Annotated in this window: 5 protein-coding genes; all 5 read left to right on the top strand. The window is 76.8% G+C overall.

Annotated elements, in window-relative coordinates; all coding sequences use genetic code 11:
• The first annotated feature begins 77 nt into the window (after nt 1-77).
• From GVV04_RS20010 to GVV04_RS19990, 5 genes are read left to right on the top strand one after another with little or no spacing between them, the layout of a single operon-like run.
• On the top strand, nt 78-3,662 hold the full coding sequence (locus GVV04_RS20010) for an amino acid adenylation domain-containing protein (protein WP_161689616.1): 3,585 nt from the start codon (nt 78-80) through the stop codon (nt 3,660-3,662).
• Entirely contained in the window at nt 3,659-6,799 is a 3,141-nt protein-coding gene (locus tag GVV04_RS20005; protein WP_161689615.1) for a thioesterase domain-containing protein, read from the top strand. The genes GVV04_RS20010 and GVV04_RS20005 overlap by 4 nt, the downstream gene beginning before the upstream one ends.
• The gene (locus GVV04_RS20000) at nt 6,796-9,105 is read left to right on the top strand and encodes a lantibiotic dehydratase (RefSeq protein WP_161689614.1); all 2,310 of its coding nucleotides are present in this window, start codon (nt 6,796-6,798) and stop codon (nt 9,103-9,105) included. Before GVV04_RS20005 ends, GVV04_RS20000 begins: the two co-directional genes overlap by 4 nt.
• Nucleotides 9,102-12,620: a non-ribosomal peptide synthetase gene (locus tag GVV04_RS19995; protein WP_161689613.1), complete on the top strand. Its 3,519-nt coding sequence runs from the start codon at nt 9,102-9,104 to the stop codon at nt 12,618-12,620. The genes GVV04_RS20000 and GVV04_RS19995 overlap by 4 nt, the downstream gene beginning before the upstream one ends.
• 14 nt (nt 12,621-12,634) lie before the next feature.
• A complete protein-coding gene (locus GVV04_RS19990; RefSeq protein WP_201753832.1) occupies nt 12,635-18,136 on the top strand; it encodes a type I polyketide synthase in 5,502 nt (1,833 codons plus the stop codon).
• Nucleotides 18,137-18,145: the final 9 nt, after the last annotated feature.

The following is an 18,145-nucleotide window of genomic DNA, read 5'->3' as shown; positions in this document are numbered from 1 at the left end:
GTCCTGGGGGGGGATCGTGATCACAGTGACCGGATGCCGCGCGCCCGTCGACGGTGTCGCGACCCGCGTGCGCTGACATGGAAAAACACGCCATCATCGATCGATTTGCCCGCGTCGCGGCCGAGGCCCCGGCCCGCCCGGCCCTGCTCGGCGAGGGTCCCGCGGTCAGCTACGCCGACCTCGCCGCCGCCGCCGGAGGCCACGCCGCGCTCCTCGCCGCCGCCGGCGTCCGCCCCGGCGAGCGGGTCGCCCTGCTCACCCCGCACGGCACGCCGACCGTCGTCGCCATCCTCGGCACGCTCGCCGCCGGCTGCGCGTACGTGCCGCTGGACCCGGGCTTCCCCGCCGACCGGCTGCGGCACATGCTCGCCGCCGCCGACGTGCGCACCGTGCTGGCCGCCCCGGAGCACCGGGAGCTGGCCGCCCGGCTCGCCGCCGACCGCCCCGGCACCGCCGTGCTGACCGCCGACGCGGCGACCCCCGCGCCGCTGCGCCCGACCCCCGTCGACCCGGGCGCGCTGGCGTACGTGCTGTTCACCTCCGGCTCGACCGGGTTGCCCAAGGCGGTCGGGCAGACCCACCGCAACCTCGCCCACGTCGTCGACAACCAGATCGCCGCCCTGGGCATCGGCCCGGACGACCGGCTCAGCCTGCTCGCCTCGTTCAGCTTCGACGCGGCCATCCCCGACCTGTACCCGGCGCTGCTCACCGGTGCCGCCGTCGTCCCGGTCGACCTGCGCCGGCACGGCCTCGCCCACGCCGTCGACCAGCTCGTCCGGCACCGGGTCACCGTCTACCACTCCACCCCGACCGTCTACCGGTTCCTGCTCGATGCCCTCGGCGACCGGCGGCTGGACGCCGTACGGGCCGTGCTGCTCGGCGGGGAACAGGCCACCTTCGCCGACGCCGCCCGGGGCCGGGACCGGTTCGCCCCCTGCTGCGTCCTGGTCAACGGCTACGGCGCGACCGAGATGACGTTCGCCGCCCGGTACGCGCTGCCGCTGGCCGACGCCGACCCCGCCGCCACCGGCCCGCTGCCGATCGGCACCGCGCTCCCCGGCTACGAGGTGGACCTCGCCCCGGACAGCGGCGAGATCCCGGGCAGCCGCGAGATCCCGGGCAGCGACGAGAACCAGGGCACCGGCGAGATCGTGGTGCGGGGCCGGCACGTCGCCCCCGGCTACCTCGACCGGGCCGACGACCGGTTCAGCCGGGACGCCGACGGGATCTGGTCGTACCGGACCGGGGACCTCGGCGCGCGGCTGCCCGACGGCGGGCTGGTCTGCCTCGGCCGGCTCGACCGGCAGGTCAAGGTTCGCGGGTTCCGGGTCGAGCTGACCGAGATCGAGGCCGTCCTCGCCGCCCAGAGCGGCGTCGGCGCGGTCCGCGCCATCGCCCGCGACGGCGAGCTGCTCGCGTACGCCCGACCGGCCGGCGGGCCCCTCGACCCGGCGGCCCTGCGCGTCGCCCTCGCCCGGCGGCTGCCGGAGTACGCGCTTCCCCGGGCCGTCGTGGTGGTCGACGAGTTCCCGCTCACCGTCACCGGCAAGGTCGACGAGCGGGCGCTGCCCGACCCGGCCCGGGACGTCCCGGCGGGGGAGGAGCCGGCCACCGCCACCGAGCGGGCCGTGCACGACATCTGGTGCGCGGTGCTGGGCCGCCCGGCGGTCGCCCGCACCGCCAGCTTCTTCGACGTCGGCGGCCAGTCGCTGCTGCTCGGCGTGGTCCAGCAGCGCCTCGCCGAGCGGTTCGGGGTGCGCCCGCCCCTGCTGCGGCTGTTCGAGAATCCCACGGTCGAGGCGCAGGCCCGCCTCGTCGATGCCCCGCCCGTGCCCGGTCGCGCCCCGGTCGGGCCGGCCCCGGTCGCGCCGGCCGCCGCCGCCCGCGAGTACACCGGCGACGAGATCGCGGTGGTGGGGATGGCTGGCCGCTTCCCCGGCGCGGAGGACCTGGCCACCTTCTGGTGGAACCTCTGTGCCGGGGTCGACGCGATCCACGACCACACCGACGAGGAACTGGCCGCCCTGGGCATCGGCCCACGGCTGCTCGCCGACCCCCGGCACGTCCGGGCCACCGGCCGGCTCGACGCCGTGGCCGACTTCGACGCCGACTTCTTCGCCTTCGGCGCGCAGGAGGCCGCCCGCACCGACCCGCAGCACCGGCTGTTCCTGGAGACCGCGTGGGAGGCCCTGGAGGACGCCGGGCACGACCCGTCGCGGTTCCCCGGCCTGGTCGGCGTGTACTCGGCCACCTCCGCCAACCGGTACTTCCTGTTCCACCTCATGGACAACCCGGCCGTCGTCGGCGACGTCGACCCCGACGACTGGGAGGCCCGGCTGATCGGCCGGCAGTCCACCGACCACCTGCCCGGCCAGGTCGCGTACCGGCTCGGGCTGACCGGGCCGGCGATGGCCGTGCAGAGCGCCTGCTCCAGCTCGCTGGTCGCGGTCTGCGTCGCCGCCCAGAGCCTCGCCGACTACCAGTGCGACATCGCCCTGGCCGGCGGGGTCAACGTGACCTGGCCCCGGTACCGGCACACCGCCGGCGGGATGGCCTCCCCGGACGGCCGGTGTCGGGCCTTCGACGAGGCCGCCAACGGCTCCGGCTTCGGCTCCGGGGTCGGGGTGGTCGCGCTGCGCCGGCTCGCCGACGCCCAGGCCGACGGGGACCGCGTCTACGCGGTGCTGCCCGGCTGGGCGGTCACCAACGACGGCGCCGACCGGGCCGGCTTCGCGGTGCCCGGCCCCACCGGGCAGGCCGCCGCCGTGGCCGGCGCGCTCGCCGCCGCCGAGGTCGCCCCCGGCGAGGTCCGGTTCATCGAGGCGCACGGCAGCGGCACCCCGCTCGGCGACGCCCTGGAGGTCGCCGCCCTGCACGAGGTGTACGGGGGAGCCGCCCCCGCCGAGTCCTGCGCGCTGGGCTCGGTGAAGACCAACATCGGTCACCTCGACGCCGCCGCCGGCATCGCCGGGCTGATCAAGACGGTGCTCGCCGTCCAGCACGGCGTCATCCCGCCGAACCTGCACTTCACCCGGCCGCACCCGGAGATCGACCTCGCGGGCGGCCCGTTCCACGTGCCGACGAAGGCCCGGGACTGGCCGCAGGCGGCCCGCCGGGTGGCCGGGGTCAGCTCGTTCGGGCTCGGCGGCACCAACGCCCACGTGGTCGTCGAGCAGCCGCCGCCGGTCGAGCCGGCCGACGCCCCGGACGCGGCGGAGCACCTGCTGCCGGTGTCGGCGCGTACCCCGGCGGCGCTGCGGTCGGCGCTGACCCGGCTGCGGCGGCACCTGGCCGGCGCGGCCCCGGCGCTGGCCGAGGTGGCCGCCACCCTCGCGCTTGGCCGCCGGGCCTTCGCCTGCCGGGCGGCGGTCGTGGCGGGCGACCCCGCCGACGCCCTGGCCGGCCTGGACGCCCTGCTCGCCGCCGACGCCCGGCCTGCCGCCGACGCCCCGTCCACGGCGGGTGCCCAGCTCGCCGCCGGCGGTCGGGTCGCCGGCCCGCCTGGCGAGCTGCGCGACCTCGCCGCTGACTGGGTGGCCGGGCGGGACGTCGACCTCGCGGACCTGCACCCCGAGGGCCGCGTCCGGCGCACCGGGCTGCCCACCTACCCGTTCCAGCGCCAGCGGCACTGGATCGACCCCCCTCAGAAAGGCCTGCGGTGAACTGGTTCGTCTCCGCCGGAAGCCGACCCCAGGCGCCGGTGCGATTGTTCTGCCTGCCCTACGCCGGTGCCGGCGCGAGCGCGTTCCGCGACTGGCAGCGGGAGTTCGGCGCCGACGTCGAGGTGCTGCCGGTGCAACTTCCCGGCCGGGAGAACCGAATCAGCGAGGACCCGAACTTCACCGTCGCCGACGTCGCCGCCGCGATCGCCGGGCGGGCCGACCGGCCGTACGCGATCTACGGCCACTCGATGGGCGGGCGGGTCGGCTTCGAGGTGGTCCGCGAGCTGCGCCGCACCGGCGGGCCGCTGCCGCTGCGGCTGTACGTGGGCGGTGCCCGGGCCCCGCACGTCGACGACGCCAGCCTCTTCGACGGGCTGTCCCGGGTGGACGACGACGAACTGCTGCGCCGGCTTGGCGACGGCGGCGGACTGCCGGCCGGCGTGCTGGAGCACCCCGAGCTGGTGGAGCTGCTGCTGCCGCTGCTGCGCGCGGACTTCGGCCGGGTGGACAGCTACCGGTACGTCCCGGGCGAGCCGCTGCCGGTGCCGGTCGTGGCGTTCGGCGGGCGGTCCGACCGGGCGGTGAGCCACGCGCAGAGCGTCGCCTGGGAGCGGCACACCGCCGCCGGGTTCACCCTGCACGAGATCGACGGCGGGCACTTCTTCCTGCACGACCGCCTCCCCGAGTTGGCCGCGACTATCGGTGCCGACCTCACGACCGCCGTCCGGGTCGCCGGCGCGAACGGGACCGCGCCGGCCCCGGACGGCCCGGCTGATCCGAAGGGCGCGTCGCAGGCGGCCGGCGCGGCGGCCACGACGGACGCGGCCGGGCACCGGGTGCCCCTGGGCGACACGGGCTGGTCGGTGTGGCGCGACGCGATGCTGCGCACCACCGGCTTCCCCGCCGACGGGCTCACCGAGTTCAGCGCTCCGCGGGCCGCCGCCGCGGCCGACGAGCTGCTCGCCACCGGGGCGGGCGAGGAGCGGTTCGACAAGGAACTCGCCGAGGCGCTCGCCGCCGCCGCCGGCCGGCTCAGCGAGCTGGCCGCCGACCCGCTGCTGCGGGAGGCCGTCACCTGGCAGAACCGCACCGCCCTGCTCGCCCTCGACGGGCTGACCCGGGGCGGTGCCGACGCCGCCCGCAACGTGCGCCGCCGGGACCGCGAGCGGGCCCTGCTGAAGTACTGGCAGCGCTACTGCGGCAAGAACGAGACCGTCGGCTTCTTCGGCCCGAGCTGCTGGGTCACCCTCGACCCGGAGCTGACCGGGACCGCCCGGGTGCGCCCCGGCCCGGCCCTGACCCGGCGACGCTGGGTGTGGTTCGAGTCGTGGGCGCTGACCACGTACGCCGACCGGATCGGCGCCGACCTCGCGGTGCGCCGGTGGTGGCCGCCGATGCTCCAGCCGCACGTGAGCCTGCGCGACCGGTCGGTGCTGCGGCCCGGCCGTCCCCCGGTCACCCTCAGCCCCGTGGAGGCGGCCCTGCTCGCCGCCGCAGACGGGTACCGCCCCGCCCGGGACCTGGTCGTCGACCCGGCCGTCGGGCTGCGCCGCGCCGAGGACGGGTACGCCCTGCTCGACCGGCTGGTCGAGCGGGAGCTGATCACCTGGGACGCCGGCCTGCCCGTCAGCCCGCAGGCCGAGGACCGGCTGCTGGCGCGGATCGACGGCATCGGCGACGAGCCGGTCCGGCGGGCCGCCCGGGAGGGGCTGGACCGGCTGCGGGGCGCCCGCGACGAGGTGGCCGCCGCGGCGGGCGACCCCGACCGGCTGCGCGCCGCCCTCGACCGGCTCGACGAGACGTTCACCGAGCTGACCGGCCAGCCGGCCCGCCGCCGAGCCGGCCACATGTACGCCGGGCGCACCCTCTGCTACGAGGACACCGCCCGCGACCTCGACGTCGTCTTCGGCGCGCCGCTGCTGGCCGACCTGGCCGCCCCGCTCGCCGTGCTGCTGCGGGCCGCCCGCTGGCTGGCCGACGAGCTGGAGCAGGCGTACGGGGCGATGTTCCGCGAGCTGTACGACGAGCTGCGCGCCGAGGCCGGCGGCGGCCCGGTGTCGCTGGCCGACCTGTGGTTCCTGACGCAGGGGATGTTCTGGGGCACCGGGGAGCGGCCCGTCGACGCCGTCGCCGTCGAGTTCGCCGCCCGCTGGGCCGGGCTGTTCCGCCTGGCCGACCTGCCCGCGGGCAGCACGGAGGTGCGGCTGTCCACCACCGACCTGGCCGACCGGGTCGCCGAGGTGTTCCCGGCCCGTCCCGGCGACTGGACCAGCGGCCGGCTGCACAGCCCCGACCTCCAGATCTGCGCCACCGACGCCGACGCGCTGGCCTGTGGCGACTACACCGTGGTGCTCGGCGAGCTGCACGCCGCCTGGCCGTCGTTCGACTGCCAGGTGTTCACCCCGTCCCACCCGGACGTGGAGCGGCTGCGCGCGGCGCTCGCCGCCGACCTGGGCCAGCGGCGGATCCGGCCGCTGCTGCCGGTCGACTGGCCCCGCACCAGCAGCCGCACCGCCGAGGCGCTGGCCGGCCCCACCGACCGGCAGCTCGGGTTCGTGGCCGCGCCGGGCGCCGACCCGGACCGGGTGATGCCCACCGTCGACCTCACCGTGGGCGACCACGACGGCCGGCTCGTGGCCACCGCCCGGGACGGGGCCTCCTGGCCGCTCACCGAGGTCTTCGCCGGGCTGCTGAGCACCCACGCGGTCGACGGGTTCAAGCTGGTCGCCGCCGCCCCGTACACGCCGCGGATCACCCTGGACGGGCTGGTGGTGGCCCGGCAGACGTGGCGCACCACCGTGGGGGAGTGCGGCTTGGCCGACGTCACCAGCGAGCGGGACCGGTTCCTCGCCGTCCGCCGCTGGCGGCGCGACCTCGGCCTGCCTGAGCTGGTGTACGTCAAGCTCGGCACCGAGGTCAAGCCCTGCTACGTCGACCTGGGCAGCCCGGCGTACGCCGCCACGCTCTGCGCCATGGTCCGGGCGGCCCGCAAGGACGGCGGGGACGGGGTTTCGCTGACCGTCAGCGAGATGCTGCCGACCCCGGACGACGCCTGGGTGCCCGACGCCGCCGGCCGGCGCTACTTCAGCGAACTGCGGCTGCACATCGTCGACGACGAGGGGCGGTCCGGTCGATGAACCATCTGCTGCCACTGGGTGACACCGGCTGGTCGGTGTGGCGGGACGTGGTGCTGCGCGCCGCCGGCTTCCCCGCCGCCGGGCTCGACCGGTTCGCCGCGCCGGAGGCCGCGGCCACCGCCGACGGGCTGCTCGCCGGCCAGTTCACCGAAGAGGTCTACGAGAAGGCGCTCGTCGAGGCCTTCGCGCGGTCCTCCGCCACGCTCGACGAGATCTGCGCCGACCCGCTGCTTCGGGAGGCCGTCACCTGGCAGAACCCCGACATGCTGGTGGCCCTGGACGGGTTGCTGCGCACCGACCCGGGGGTGCGCAACGCCCGCCGCCGCAGGCGGGAGATCGCGGTGCTGCGGTACTGGCAGCGCTACTGCGGCAAGGCCGAGACCATCGGCTTCTTCGGGCCGGTCTGCTGGGGCGTCATCGACCCCGACACCGCCGGGACCCGGCTGACCCCGGGGCCCCGCCTGGTCGACCGGCGCGAGGTGCACTTCGAGGCGTGGGCGCTGATGGCGTACGCCGACCGGCTCGCCGACGACCTCGCGGTGCGCCGGTGGTGGGCGCCGGTGCTGCCACCCCACCTGGCCCTCGACGGTCGCCAGTTGCGTCGGGCGCTGCACCCGTCGGTCGAGCTGTCCGCGCTGGAGGCCCTGCTGCTGGCCGGCTGCGACGGCCACACCCCCGCCGGGGAGCTGGTGCAACGGCTGTGCGCCGACGGCGACGCCGGGCTGCGCCGCGCCGACGACGGGCTCCTGCTGCTCGACCGGCTGGTCGAGCGCGGCCTGCTCACCTGGGACGCCGGACTGCCGAACAGCCCCCGCGCCGAGCAGGTGCTCGCCGCGCGGATCGCCGCGATCGGCGACCCCGCAGTGCGGGCCGGGGTCGCCGGCGACTTCGACCGGCTCCGCGCCACCCGCGACGAGGTGGCCGCCGCGGCCGGTGACCCCGACCGGCTCGCCGCCGCCCTGGCCGCCTTGAACGCCGAGTTCACCGCCGTCACCGGCCGGCCAGCCAGCCGGCACAGCGGGCAGATGTACACCGGCCGCACGGTGGTCTACGAGGACACCGGGCGGGACCTGGACTTCGCCGTCGGCTCCGACGTGCTCGACGCGCTCGCCGCGCCGCTGGCGATCGTGCTGCGGGCCGCCCGCTGGCTCACCGCCGAGATCGGCGCCGCCTGCGAGCGGATCCTGGCCGAGCTGCACGCCGAGCAGGCCACCGAGGGGCCGGTCCGGCTGGCCGACATCTGGCCGCTCGCCCAAGGGCTGATCCTCGCCCCCGACGGCCCGGTCGCGTCGGCCAGCGCCAGCTTCACCGCCCGGTGGGCCGAGCTGTTCGGGCTCGACACCGTTGCCGCCGGGCAGCCGGAGCTGCTGCTGCGCAGCGCCGACCTGGCCGCCCGGGCCGAGGCGATCTTCCCGGCCACCGCCCCCGGCTGGCCCAACGCCCGGTCACACAGCCCCGACCTGCAGATCAGCGCCACCGACGTGGCGGCGCTGAACCGGGGCGAGTTCCTGCTCGTCCTCGGTGAGCTGCACCCGGCGATGGTGCCGTTCGACAGCGCGGTGCTCAGCCCGTTCCACCCCGACCCGGCGACGCTGCGCGCCGGCATCGACGCCGACCTGGGTGCGGCCCGCGTCCGGCTGCTCTACCCGGAGGGGTTCCCACGGCAGGCCACCCGCACCACCTGGCACTTCGACGGGCCCGACGACCGGCAGTTCGGCATCGACACCGCCCGTGGCGGGGACCGTGAACGGCTGGTCGCGGCCAGCGCCGTGCGGGTGGAGGACACCGGGGACGGGCTGAGCGCGGTCACCCCCGACGGCGGCCGGTGGCCGCTGGTGGAGGTCTTCGCCCACCTGCTCGGCGTCCTGCTGCTGGACAGCTTCAAGCTGCTCGCCCCGGCCCCCACCACCCCCCGGATCACCATCGACCGGCTGGTCGTGGCCCGGCGCACCTGGCGCACCACCGTCGCCGACAGCGGCCTGGCCGGGGTCACCGGCGACACCGGGCGGTACCTGGCGGTGCGCCGCTGGCGGGAGCGCCTGGGCCTGCCCGAACGGGTGTTCGTCAAGGTGGGCACCGAGGTCAAGCCCTGTTACTTCGACCTGACCGGCCCGCTGTACGCCCAGTCGCTGTGCGCGATGGCCGACGCCGCCGCCCGGACCGGGCCGGACGTCTCGCTCACGGTCAGCGAGCTGCTGCCCGCCCCCGCCGACGCCTGGGTCACCGACGCGGGCGGGCACGGCTACGTCAGCGAGCTGCGCCTGCAGATCACCGATCCAGCCACCTACCGGGGAGCACACGGGTGACCGACATCCTGTCCATCAGCGCCGCGCACGGGGAGCCGCTGCCCTGGCCAGACGCCACGCTGGCCGAGCTGATCGCCGCCCAGGCCGCGCGGACCCCGGATGCGGTGGCGGTGCGCCAGTGGGACGAGCGGCTCACCTACCGGGAACTGGTCGACCGGGCCGCCGGCGTGGCCGCCGCCCTGCGCGAGCGCGGCATCGGCCGGCAGAGCCGGGTCGGGGTGTGCGGTGAGCGGCGGCCTGACCTCGTGGTCACCGTCCTCGGCGTGCTGCTCGCCGGCTGCTGCTACGTGCCGCTGGAGCCGGGCGGCCCGCGCCGGCGGCTGCGCGAGATCGCCGCCGACGCTCGCGTGCGGATCGTCGTCGGCGACGCCGCCGAGGCCGAGTTCGGCGACGCGCCCGGCATGGAGACGCTCGGGCTGCCCGGCCCCGCCCCGCTCACCCCCTGCCCGGCCCGCCCCGGCGACCCGGCGTACGTGCTGTTCACCTCCGGCTCCACCGGCCGCCCCAAGGGAGTGCTGGTCAGCCACCGCAACGTCGTCGAGTTCGCCACCGGCTGCGCGGCCCTGTCCGGCGCGGACGCCTCGGTGCGCAGCCTCGGCGTCGCCTCGCTCGGCTTCGACGCGGCCGTCATCGACCTGTTCGTCCCGCTGCTGCTCGGCGGTGCCGTGCAGCTCCTCGGCGCCGACGACCGCTCCGACCCGGCCAGGCTGACCCGGTTCGTCGCCGAGCACGAGGTGAACTGGGGCTTCATCACCCCGACCGTGCTGTCCATGCTGGACCCGGCCGAGCTGCCCGGCTGGCGCACCGTGCTCTGCGGCGGCGAGGCCGTGCCCGCCGAGCTGGCCGCCCGCTGGGCGCCCGGCCGGCGCTTCATCAACAGCTACGGCCCCACCGAGATCACGGTGGTGGCGGTCAGCGGCGAGCTGACCGCCGCCGAGACGGACCCGGTGCCGATCGGCCTGCCGGTGCCCAACCACCGGGCGTACGTGGTCGACGCCGAGCTGCGCCCGGTGCCGCCGGGGGAGACCGGTGAGCTGCTGATCGGCGGCCCCGGCCTGGCCGACGGCTACCTCGACCGGCCCGGCCTGACCGCCGAGCGGTTCGTGCCCGACCCGTTCTCCGGGCTGCCCGGGGAGCGGCTGTACCGCACCGGCGACCTGGTCACCCAGGCCCCCGACGGGCGGATCGTCTACCACGGCCGGGCCGACCGGCAGGTCAAGATCCGTGGGCAGCGTATCGAGCTGGGCGAGGTCGAGGCCGTCCTCGCCGGGCTGCCCGGCGTCGACCGGGTCGCCGTCGAGGCCGTCGACGGGCCGGCCGGCGCCGAGCTGGTCGCGTTCCTCACCCCCGCCGACGCCCCCGACGACGCGGCGGTGCGCGCGTACGCCGAGCCCCGGCTGACCGCCGCGATGTGCCCGGCCCGGACGGTGCGCCTGGCCGCGCTGCCGGTCAGCCCGATCAGCGGGAAGCTGGACCGCGTGGCGCTGCGCGCCCTGGCCGCCGCCGCCCGCCCCGCGCCCGTGGCCGACGGCGGGCCGGCCGACGCCGACCCGGTCACCCGGGCCGTGGCCCGGGCCTGGGCCCGGCTGCTCGGCGCCGCCCCCGGCCCGGACACCGACTTCCTCGCCGCCGGCGGGAACTCCATCGCCGCGATGCGGCTGGTCGCCGCGCTCCGGGCCGAGCTGGGCCGGCACGTCGACACCCGGGACGTGTTCGCCGGCCGCACCCTGACCGGCCTCGTCGAACGGATCACCGCCGCCGCCCCGGACCCCGGCGACGGGCTGACCACCGGCAACCCGCCCACCCTGTCCCCGCCGCAGCGCCGGCTGTGGTTCGTCGACCAGCTCGCCCCGTCCAGTGCGCCCTACAACATCGCGGTGGCCCACCGGCTGCACGGCGAGCTGGACGTCCCCGCCCTCGGCGCGGCCCTGCGCGCCGTGGCCGAGCGGCACGACGTGCTGCGCTGGCGCATCCCGCAGACCGCCGGGGTGCCGTACGCGGTGTGCGAGGAACCCACCGACGTGGCGGTGCCGGTGCTCGACCTGACCGGCGGCGCGGACCCGGAGGCGGAGCTGGCCGGGATGCTCGCCGCCGGCGCGGCGCACGCGTTCGACCTGGCCACCGGGCCGCCCTGGCAGGTCGCCGTGTACCGGCTCGGCCCGGCCACCCACGTGCTCGCGATCACCTGGCACCACGCCGTGTTCGACGGCTGGTCCGAGGCGGTGTTCTACGACGACCTCGCCGCCGCGTACGCGCTGGCCGTGGCCGGCGCGGCCCCCGCCCTGCCCGCCGTGGCCGCCCGGTACGCCGACTACGCCGTCTGGCGGGCCGAGCGGGACCGCCGGCGCGGCGCCGAGGACCTGGCCTGGTGGGCCGGGCACCTGCGCGGCGTGCCGACCGTGCTGGACCTGCCCCGCGACCGGCCCCGCCCCGCCGTGCAGACGTACACCGGCGTGGAGGCCGCGGTCACCCTGTCCGCCGAGGCGGACCGGGCGGTGCGGGCGCTGGCCGAGCGCCGCGGCACGGGCGTCGCGGCGGTGCTGCTGGCCGGCTTCGGCGAGCTGCTGAGCCGGCTCACCGGCGGCGACGACCACGTCGTCGGCGCGATCGTCGCCGACCGGCGGCTGGCCGCGTTCGACGACGTCGTCGGGTTCTTCATCGACACCGTGCCGGTGCGGGTACGCACCGGCGGGGCGAGCTTCGCCGAGCTGGTCGACCGCTGCGCGGCCGAGCTGCACGACGCCACCGCCCACCCCGGTGCTCCGCTGGAGAAGATCGTCGAGGCGCTCGGCGTCGGCCGGGACACCTGCCGGGCGCCGCTGGTGCAGGTGCTGTTCAACGTGCTCAACTTCGCCCAGCCCCGGCTGGCGCTGACCGGGCTGGCCGGCGAGCCCGCGCCGGTGCCCAAGCCCGGCTCCCCGTTCGACCTCACCGTCTACGTGGCGGAGCGGGCCGGCCGGCTCGGGGTCGAGGTGGTGCACAACCCGGACCTGTTCGACGCCGACCGGATCGACGCGCTGCTGGCCGACCTGGCCGCCCTGGTCGGCGCGCTGGCCGCCGCCTCCGACGCGCCGGCCGGCGAGGTCGCCGCCGAGCTGCCCCGGCCGACCGTGCGCACCGCCCAGCTCGGTGCGATGACCGTCGCCGCGACGGCCGAGCCCGCGCGGACGGTGGCGCTGCCCGCCGGCCCGGACGCGCTCACCGACACCGAGGAACTGGTCGCCGGCATCTGGCGGGAGGTCCTGGAACGTGACCGGGTCGGGTTCACCGACAACTTCTTCGACATCGGCGGGCACTCCCTCGCCCTGGCCGCCGTGCACGCCCGGCTGACCGCCGCCACCGGCCGGTCGATCGCGATGCTCGACCTGTTCCGCCACCCCACAGTCCGGGCCCTCGCCGCCCACCTCGACGGCGCGGCCGACCGACCGGAACTGGCCCGCGCCGCGCTGCGGGCCGCCGCCCGCCGCAGCCGGACCCGACGTATCCCTCCCCGCCGCCCCGGCGGCACCGCGTGATGAAGGACGACCTGATGGACAACGCGATCGAAACCGACAATCCCGCCGACGACGGCATCGAGCCGATCGCGATCGTCGGGCTGGCCGCCCGGCTGCCCGGCGCCGCCGACGTGCACGAGTTCTGGCGCAACCTGGTCGACGGCGTCGAGTCGGTCACCGAGCTGACCCGCGAGGAGCAGCTCGCCCGGGGCGTCACCCCCGAGGAGCTCGACGACCCGGGCTGGGTCAACAGGGCCCCGCTGGTCGACGGCTACGACCAGTTCGACGCCGGGCTGTTCGGGATGACCGCACGGGAGGCCGAGGTCACCGACCCGCAGCACCGGCTGTTCCTGGAGACCTGCTACACCGCCCTGCAGGACGCCGGCTACGACCCGACCCGCTACGACGGCGCGGTCGGCGTGTACGCCGGCACCGGCGGCACCTCGTACCTGCACCGCAACGTGTTGCACAACAAGCGGGTCGGCGGCAACCCGCACAACGCCGTCTCCATCGCCACCAGCAACTCGCCCAACTACGTGGCGACCGGCGTGTCGTACCGGCTGGACCTGCGGGGGCCCAGCCTGACCGTGCACACCGCCTGCTCCACCTCCCTGGTCGCCTTCCACCTGGCCTGCGAGGCGCTGCGCAACGGCGAGTGCGACATGGCCCTCGCGGGCGGCGTCAACATCGAGCTGCCGCACGCCGGGTACCTCGGCATGGACGGCTTCACCTCCCCCGACGGGCGGTGCCGGCCGTTCGACGCGGAGGCGAACGGCACCATGTGGGGCAGCGGCGTCGGGGTGACCCTGCTCAAGCGCCTCTCCGACGCGATCGCCGACGGCGACCACGTCCGCGCCGTGGTGCTCGGCAACGCCATCAACAACGACGGCGCCGGCAAGGTCGGCTTCACCGCCCCCAGCGTCGACGGGCAGATGGAGGCCGTCGCCCAGGCCGTCGGGATGGCCGCGGTCGACCCGCGCACCATCAGCTACGTCGAGGCGCACGGCACCGGCACCGCGCTGGGCGACCCGATCGAGGTCGCCGCCCTGTCGGCGGTGTACACGAAGGACACCGACGAGCGGGGCTGGTGCGGCATCGGCTCGGTGAAGTCCAACATCGGCCACCTCAGCCAGCCCTCCGGCATCGTCAGCGTGATCAAGACGGTGCTGGCGATGGAGCACGGGCTGATCCCGCCGACCATCAACTACGAGACCCCGAACCCGGCCATCGAGTTCGCCGACACCCCGTTCTACGTGGCGAACACCCTCACCAAGTGGGACACCGACGGGACGCCCCGCCGGGCCGGGGTCAGCTCCTTCGGCATCGGCGGCACCAACGCCCACGTGGTGCTCGAAGAGGCGCCGGAGGCGTACCGCACCGACCGGCGGGTGCGCCCCGCACAGCTGCTACACGTGTCGGCGAAGACCGCCACCGCGCTGGAGAGCGCCGTGGACCGGCTCGCCGAGCACCTCGCCGGCAACCCCGACGGGGCCGCGCACCTGGCCGACGTCGCGCACACCCTGCGGGTGGGCCGGCAGCAGTACGCGCACCGGGTCGCCGTGGTCGCCACCGACCTGCCCGACGCCGTCGCCGCCCTGCGCACCAAGCGGCGCCGGCAGGCGGGGGTCGCCGACGGCCCCGCGCCCCGGGTCGCCTTCCTCCTCTCCGGCCAGGGCAGCCAGTACGCCGGGATGGGCGCGCAGCTCTACGCCGAGGAGCCCGGCTACGCCGCCGTCGTCGACGAGTGCGCCGAGCTGCTCCGGGGCGAGCTGGGCCTGGACATCCGCGACCTGATCCTCGACCGGGACCCGGAGGCCGCCGAGAAGCTGCTCCAGACCCGCTACACCCAGCCGGCCCTGTTCGTCGTCGAGTACGCCCTGGCCACGCACTGGCAGCGGGTCGGGGTCCGGCCGGCGGCGATGGCCGGGCACTCCATCGGCGAGTACGTCGCCGCGACCGTCGCCGGGGTGTTCGACCTGCCCGCCGCGCTGCGGATCGTCGTCGCCCGGGGCCGGCTCATGCAGTCCCTGCCGGCCGGGTCGATGCTGGCCGTCCCGCTGGACGAGTCGGTGGTCGCCGGGCTGCTGCCCGAGGGCGTCTCGATCGCCACGGTCAACGGCCCCGGCACCTGCGTGGTGGCCGGGGAGCCCGACGCGGTCGCCGCGTTCGCCGAGACCCTGAAGACCACCCGCAAGGTCAAGAGCAAGGCGCTGCGCACCTCGCACGCCTTCCACTCGCCGATGATGGACCCGATCCTCGCCGAGTTCACCGCGTTGATGGCCGCCGTGCCGCTGCGCGCGCCGCAGGTCCCGTTCCTGTCCAACGTCTCCGGCACCTGGATCACCGACGCGCAGGCCACCGACCCGGCGTACTGGGCGGCGCACCTGCGCCAGCCGGTGCGCTTCGGCGACTGCGTGGCGACCCTGCTCGCCGAGGGCACCTGGGCGCTGGTCGAGTGCGGCCCCGGCCGGCAGCTCGCCAACCTGGCCCGGATGCAGGTCGCCAAGGGCTCGCCGGAGCAGCGGGCGCTCGTCCCGCTGGGCAGCCTGCCCGGCCCGGGGGAGCCGGGCGGCGACCTGGCCGCCCTGCTCGCCACCGCCGGGGCGCTGTGGTGCGCCGGCGTGGGCGTGCGCGCCGGCTCCGACCCGGACGCCCGGCGGGTGCCGCTGCCGACGTACCCGTTCGAGCGGCGCCGCTACTGGGTCGACCCGGACCCGCAGGAGCAGGTCGCCGCCGTCCCTGCCGACACCGGCCCCCGGGCGCTGCCCGAGTGGTTCGCCGTGCCGGTGTGGCGCCAGGCCGCGCCCGCGCCGGCCACCGCCGCGCCCGGCCGCTGCCTGGTGCTGGTCGACGGCCCGCGCGGCGACGCGCTCGTCGCCGGCCTGCGCGCCGCCGGCGCCGAGATCGTCGAGGTACGCGCCGGCGACGCCTTCGCCGGCACCGACGGCGGCTGGGTGCTGCGCCCCGGCGTGCGCGAGGACCACGACGCGCTGGTCGCCGCCCTCGGCGACGACCTGCCCGAGCGGCTGGTGCACGCCTTCGCCCTCGACGGCGAGCCCACCGGCACCGACATCGCCGCCAGCTGGGCCGCCCAGGACCGGGGCTTCTTCAGCGCCCTGCACCTGGTGCAGGCCCTCGCCGGGGCCGGCCGCACCGCCGAGGACGGCTCGCTGGCCCTGGACCTGGTGACCGCCGGCATCGGCGACGTGACCGGCGCGGACCTGACCCGGCCCGAGCACGCCACCCTCACCGGCCTGGCCCGGGTGCTCCCCGTCGAACTGCCCGGGCTGACCGTCCGGCTGCTCGACGCCGACCCCGCCGCCACCGGGGCGGACGCCCTGGTCGCCGAGCTGCGCCGCCCGCTCGACCCGGAGCACACCGAGGTGGCGCTGCGCGGCACCCGCCGCTGGGTCACCGGCTACGAGCAGGTGACCGTCGACGCCGAGGGCGAGCCCGGGGCGCTGCGCGAGGGCGGCCGGTACGTGATCACCGGCGGCCTCGGCGGCATCGGCATCACCCTCGCCGAGGACTTCGCCCGGCGGTCCCGGGCGAAGCTGGTGCTGCTGGCCCGCTCCGGCCTGCCGCCGCGCGAGCAGTGGGACGACCACCTCGCCGTGCACGGCTCCGGCCAGTCCGACCGGGCGGGCCGGGCGATCGCCGCGATCCGCCGGATGGAGGCGGCCGGCGCGTCGGTGCTGGTGCTCGCCGCCGACGTCACCGACCCGGCCGACCTGCGCCGGGTCCGGGCCGCCGCCGAGGCCGAGTTCGGCGGGATCGACGGCGTCGTGCACGCCGCCGGCCTGCCCGGCGGCGGCATGGCCGAGATCAAGGAGCGGGCCGAGGCCGAGCGGGTGCTCGCCCCGAAGCTCGCCGGCACCCTCGCCCTCGCCCAGGTCTTCGGCGACCTGCCGCTGGACTTCGTGGTGCTGTGCTCCTCGATCACCGCCGTGATCGGCGGCTTCGGCCAGGTCGACTACTGCGCGGCGAACAACTTCCTCGACGCGCACGCCCGCGCGGGCGCCGGCTGGTCCGCCCCGGTGGTGTCGCAGAACTGGGGCGGCTGGGCCGAGGTCGGCATGGCGGCGGAGAGCACCGCCCCGGCCGGGTTCCGGGCCCTGACCCGGGACACCGTCACCGCCGCCGTCGACCACCCGGTGCTCACCACGAAGGTGACCGGCCCGGAGGGGACCGTGCTGCACGGTCTGGTCTCCGCCGCCACCCACTGGCTGCTCGACGAGCACCGCATCGGCGGGGTGCCGGTGGTGCCGGGCACCGCTCACCTGGAGTCCGTCCGCGCCGCCGTGGCCGCCGCCGTCCCCGCCCCCGACCCGGGCGCGGCGGTGGAGCTGCGCGACGTGGTGTTCCTGGAGCCCTTCTCGGTCCCCGACGGCTCGGTCGCCCAGTACCGGGTGGCGCTGACCGCCGCCGAGGACGGGTCGACGGAGTTCGTCGTGCAGAGCCTCGCCGCCGGGGTGCTGCGCACCCACGTGCGCGGCGCGGCCGGCTGGACCACCGACACCGCCCCGCCGGCGCGGGACCTCGCCGACGTCGTCGGCCGGTCCCGCCGGGTCGACGACGACTCGTCGTTCGGCCGGGGCCGCACCAGCATGCTGACCTTCGGGCCGCGCTGGCACTCGCTGGCCGAGCACCACCTCGCCGACGGCGAGGAGCTGGCCCTCGTCGAGGCGCCCGCCGAGGCCGTCGCCGACCTGGCCGCGTGGGGGCTGCACCCGGCCCTGCTGGACGTGGCCACCGCGTTCGGCCGGGGTCAGGGCTCGGGCACCTACCTGCCGCTGTCGTACGGGCGGATCGTGGTGCGCGGAACGCTGCCGCAGCGGTTCCACAGCCACCTGCGCCACCGCGACGGCGGAACCGAAGAGGTGATCACCGCCGACCTGACCCTGACCGACGCGTCCGGCCGGGAGCTGGTCGCGATCAGCGACTTCGTGCTGCGCCGGGTGGACCAGTCGGCGGTCACCGGCGGGCTCGCCGCCGACGCCGCCCCGGCCGACGCGGCCCCGGGCACCGACGTTCCCGGCGAGGACATCCGACCGGTCGACGGCGCGGAGGCGTTCCGGCGCAGCCTCACCGCCGGCCTCGGCGCCCAGGTGGTGATCACCACCCGGGCGGTGGCCGACATCCGGCGTCGCGCCGCCCGGGTCACCACCGAGAGCCTGGAGTCGGAGACCGACCCGACCGCGTCCGCCGCCATGGTGGAGGCCGGCGGCTCGGCGGCGCCGCGCACCGAACTGGAGGCCACCATCGCCCAGGTGTGGCGCGACGGGCTCGGGGTGCCGGTGGTGGGCGTGGACGATGACTTCTTCGCCCTCGGCGGCAACTCCCTCGTCGCGGTGCAGCTCATCGCGTCGATGCGCAAGGCGACCGGGGTGCGGCTGCCGATGCGCAGCCTCTTCGAGACGCCCACCGTCGCCGGGTTGGCCGCCCGGATCGAGGAGTTGCGCGCCGAGGCGTCCGCCGCAGCCGAGCCGGCCGCCCCGGCGGCGACCACGAGCATCCCGCGGCTGCCCCGCGCGTGAGCACCGAGG

It is taken from the genome of Micromonospora rubida (assembly GCF_009908295.1).
GTDB lineage: Bacteria > Actinomycetota > Actinomycetes > Mycobacteriales > Micromonosporaceae > Micromonospora > Micromonospora rubida.
The sequence above is the reverse complement of the archived record's forward strand: the minus strand, read 5'-3'. Positions and strand labels throughout refer to the sequence as shown.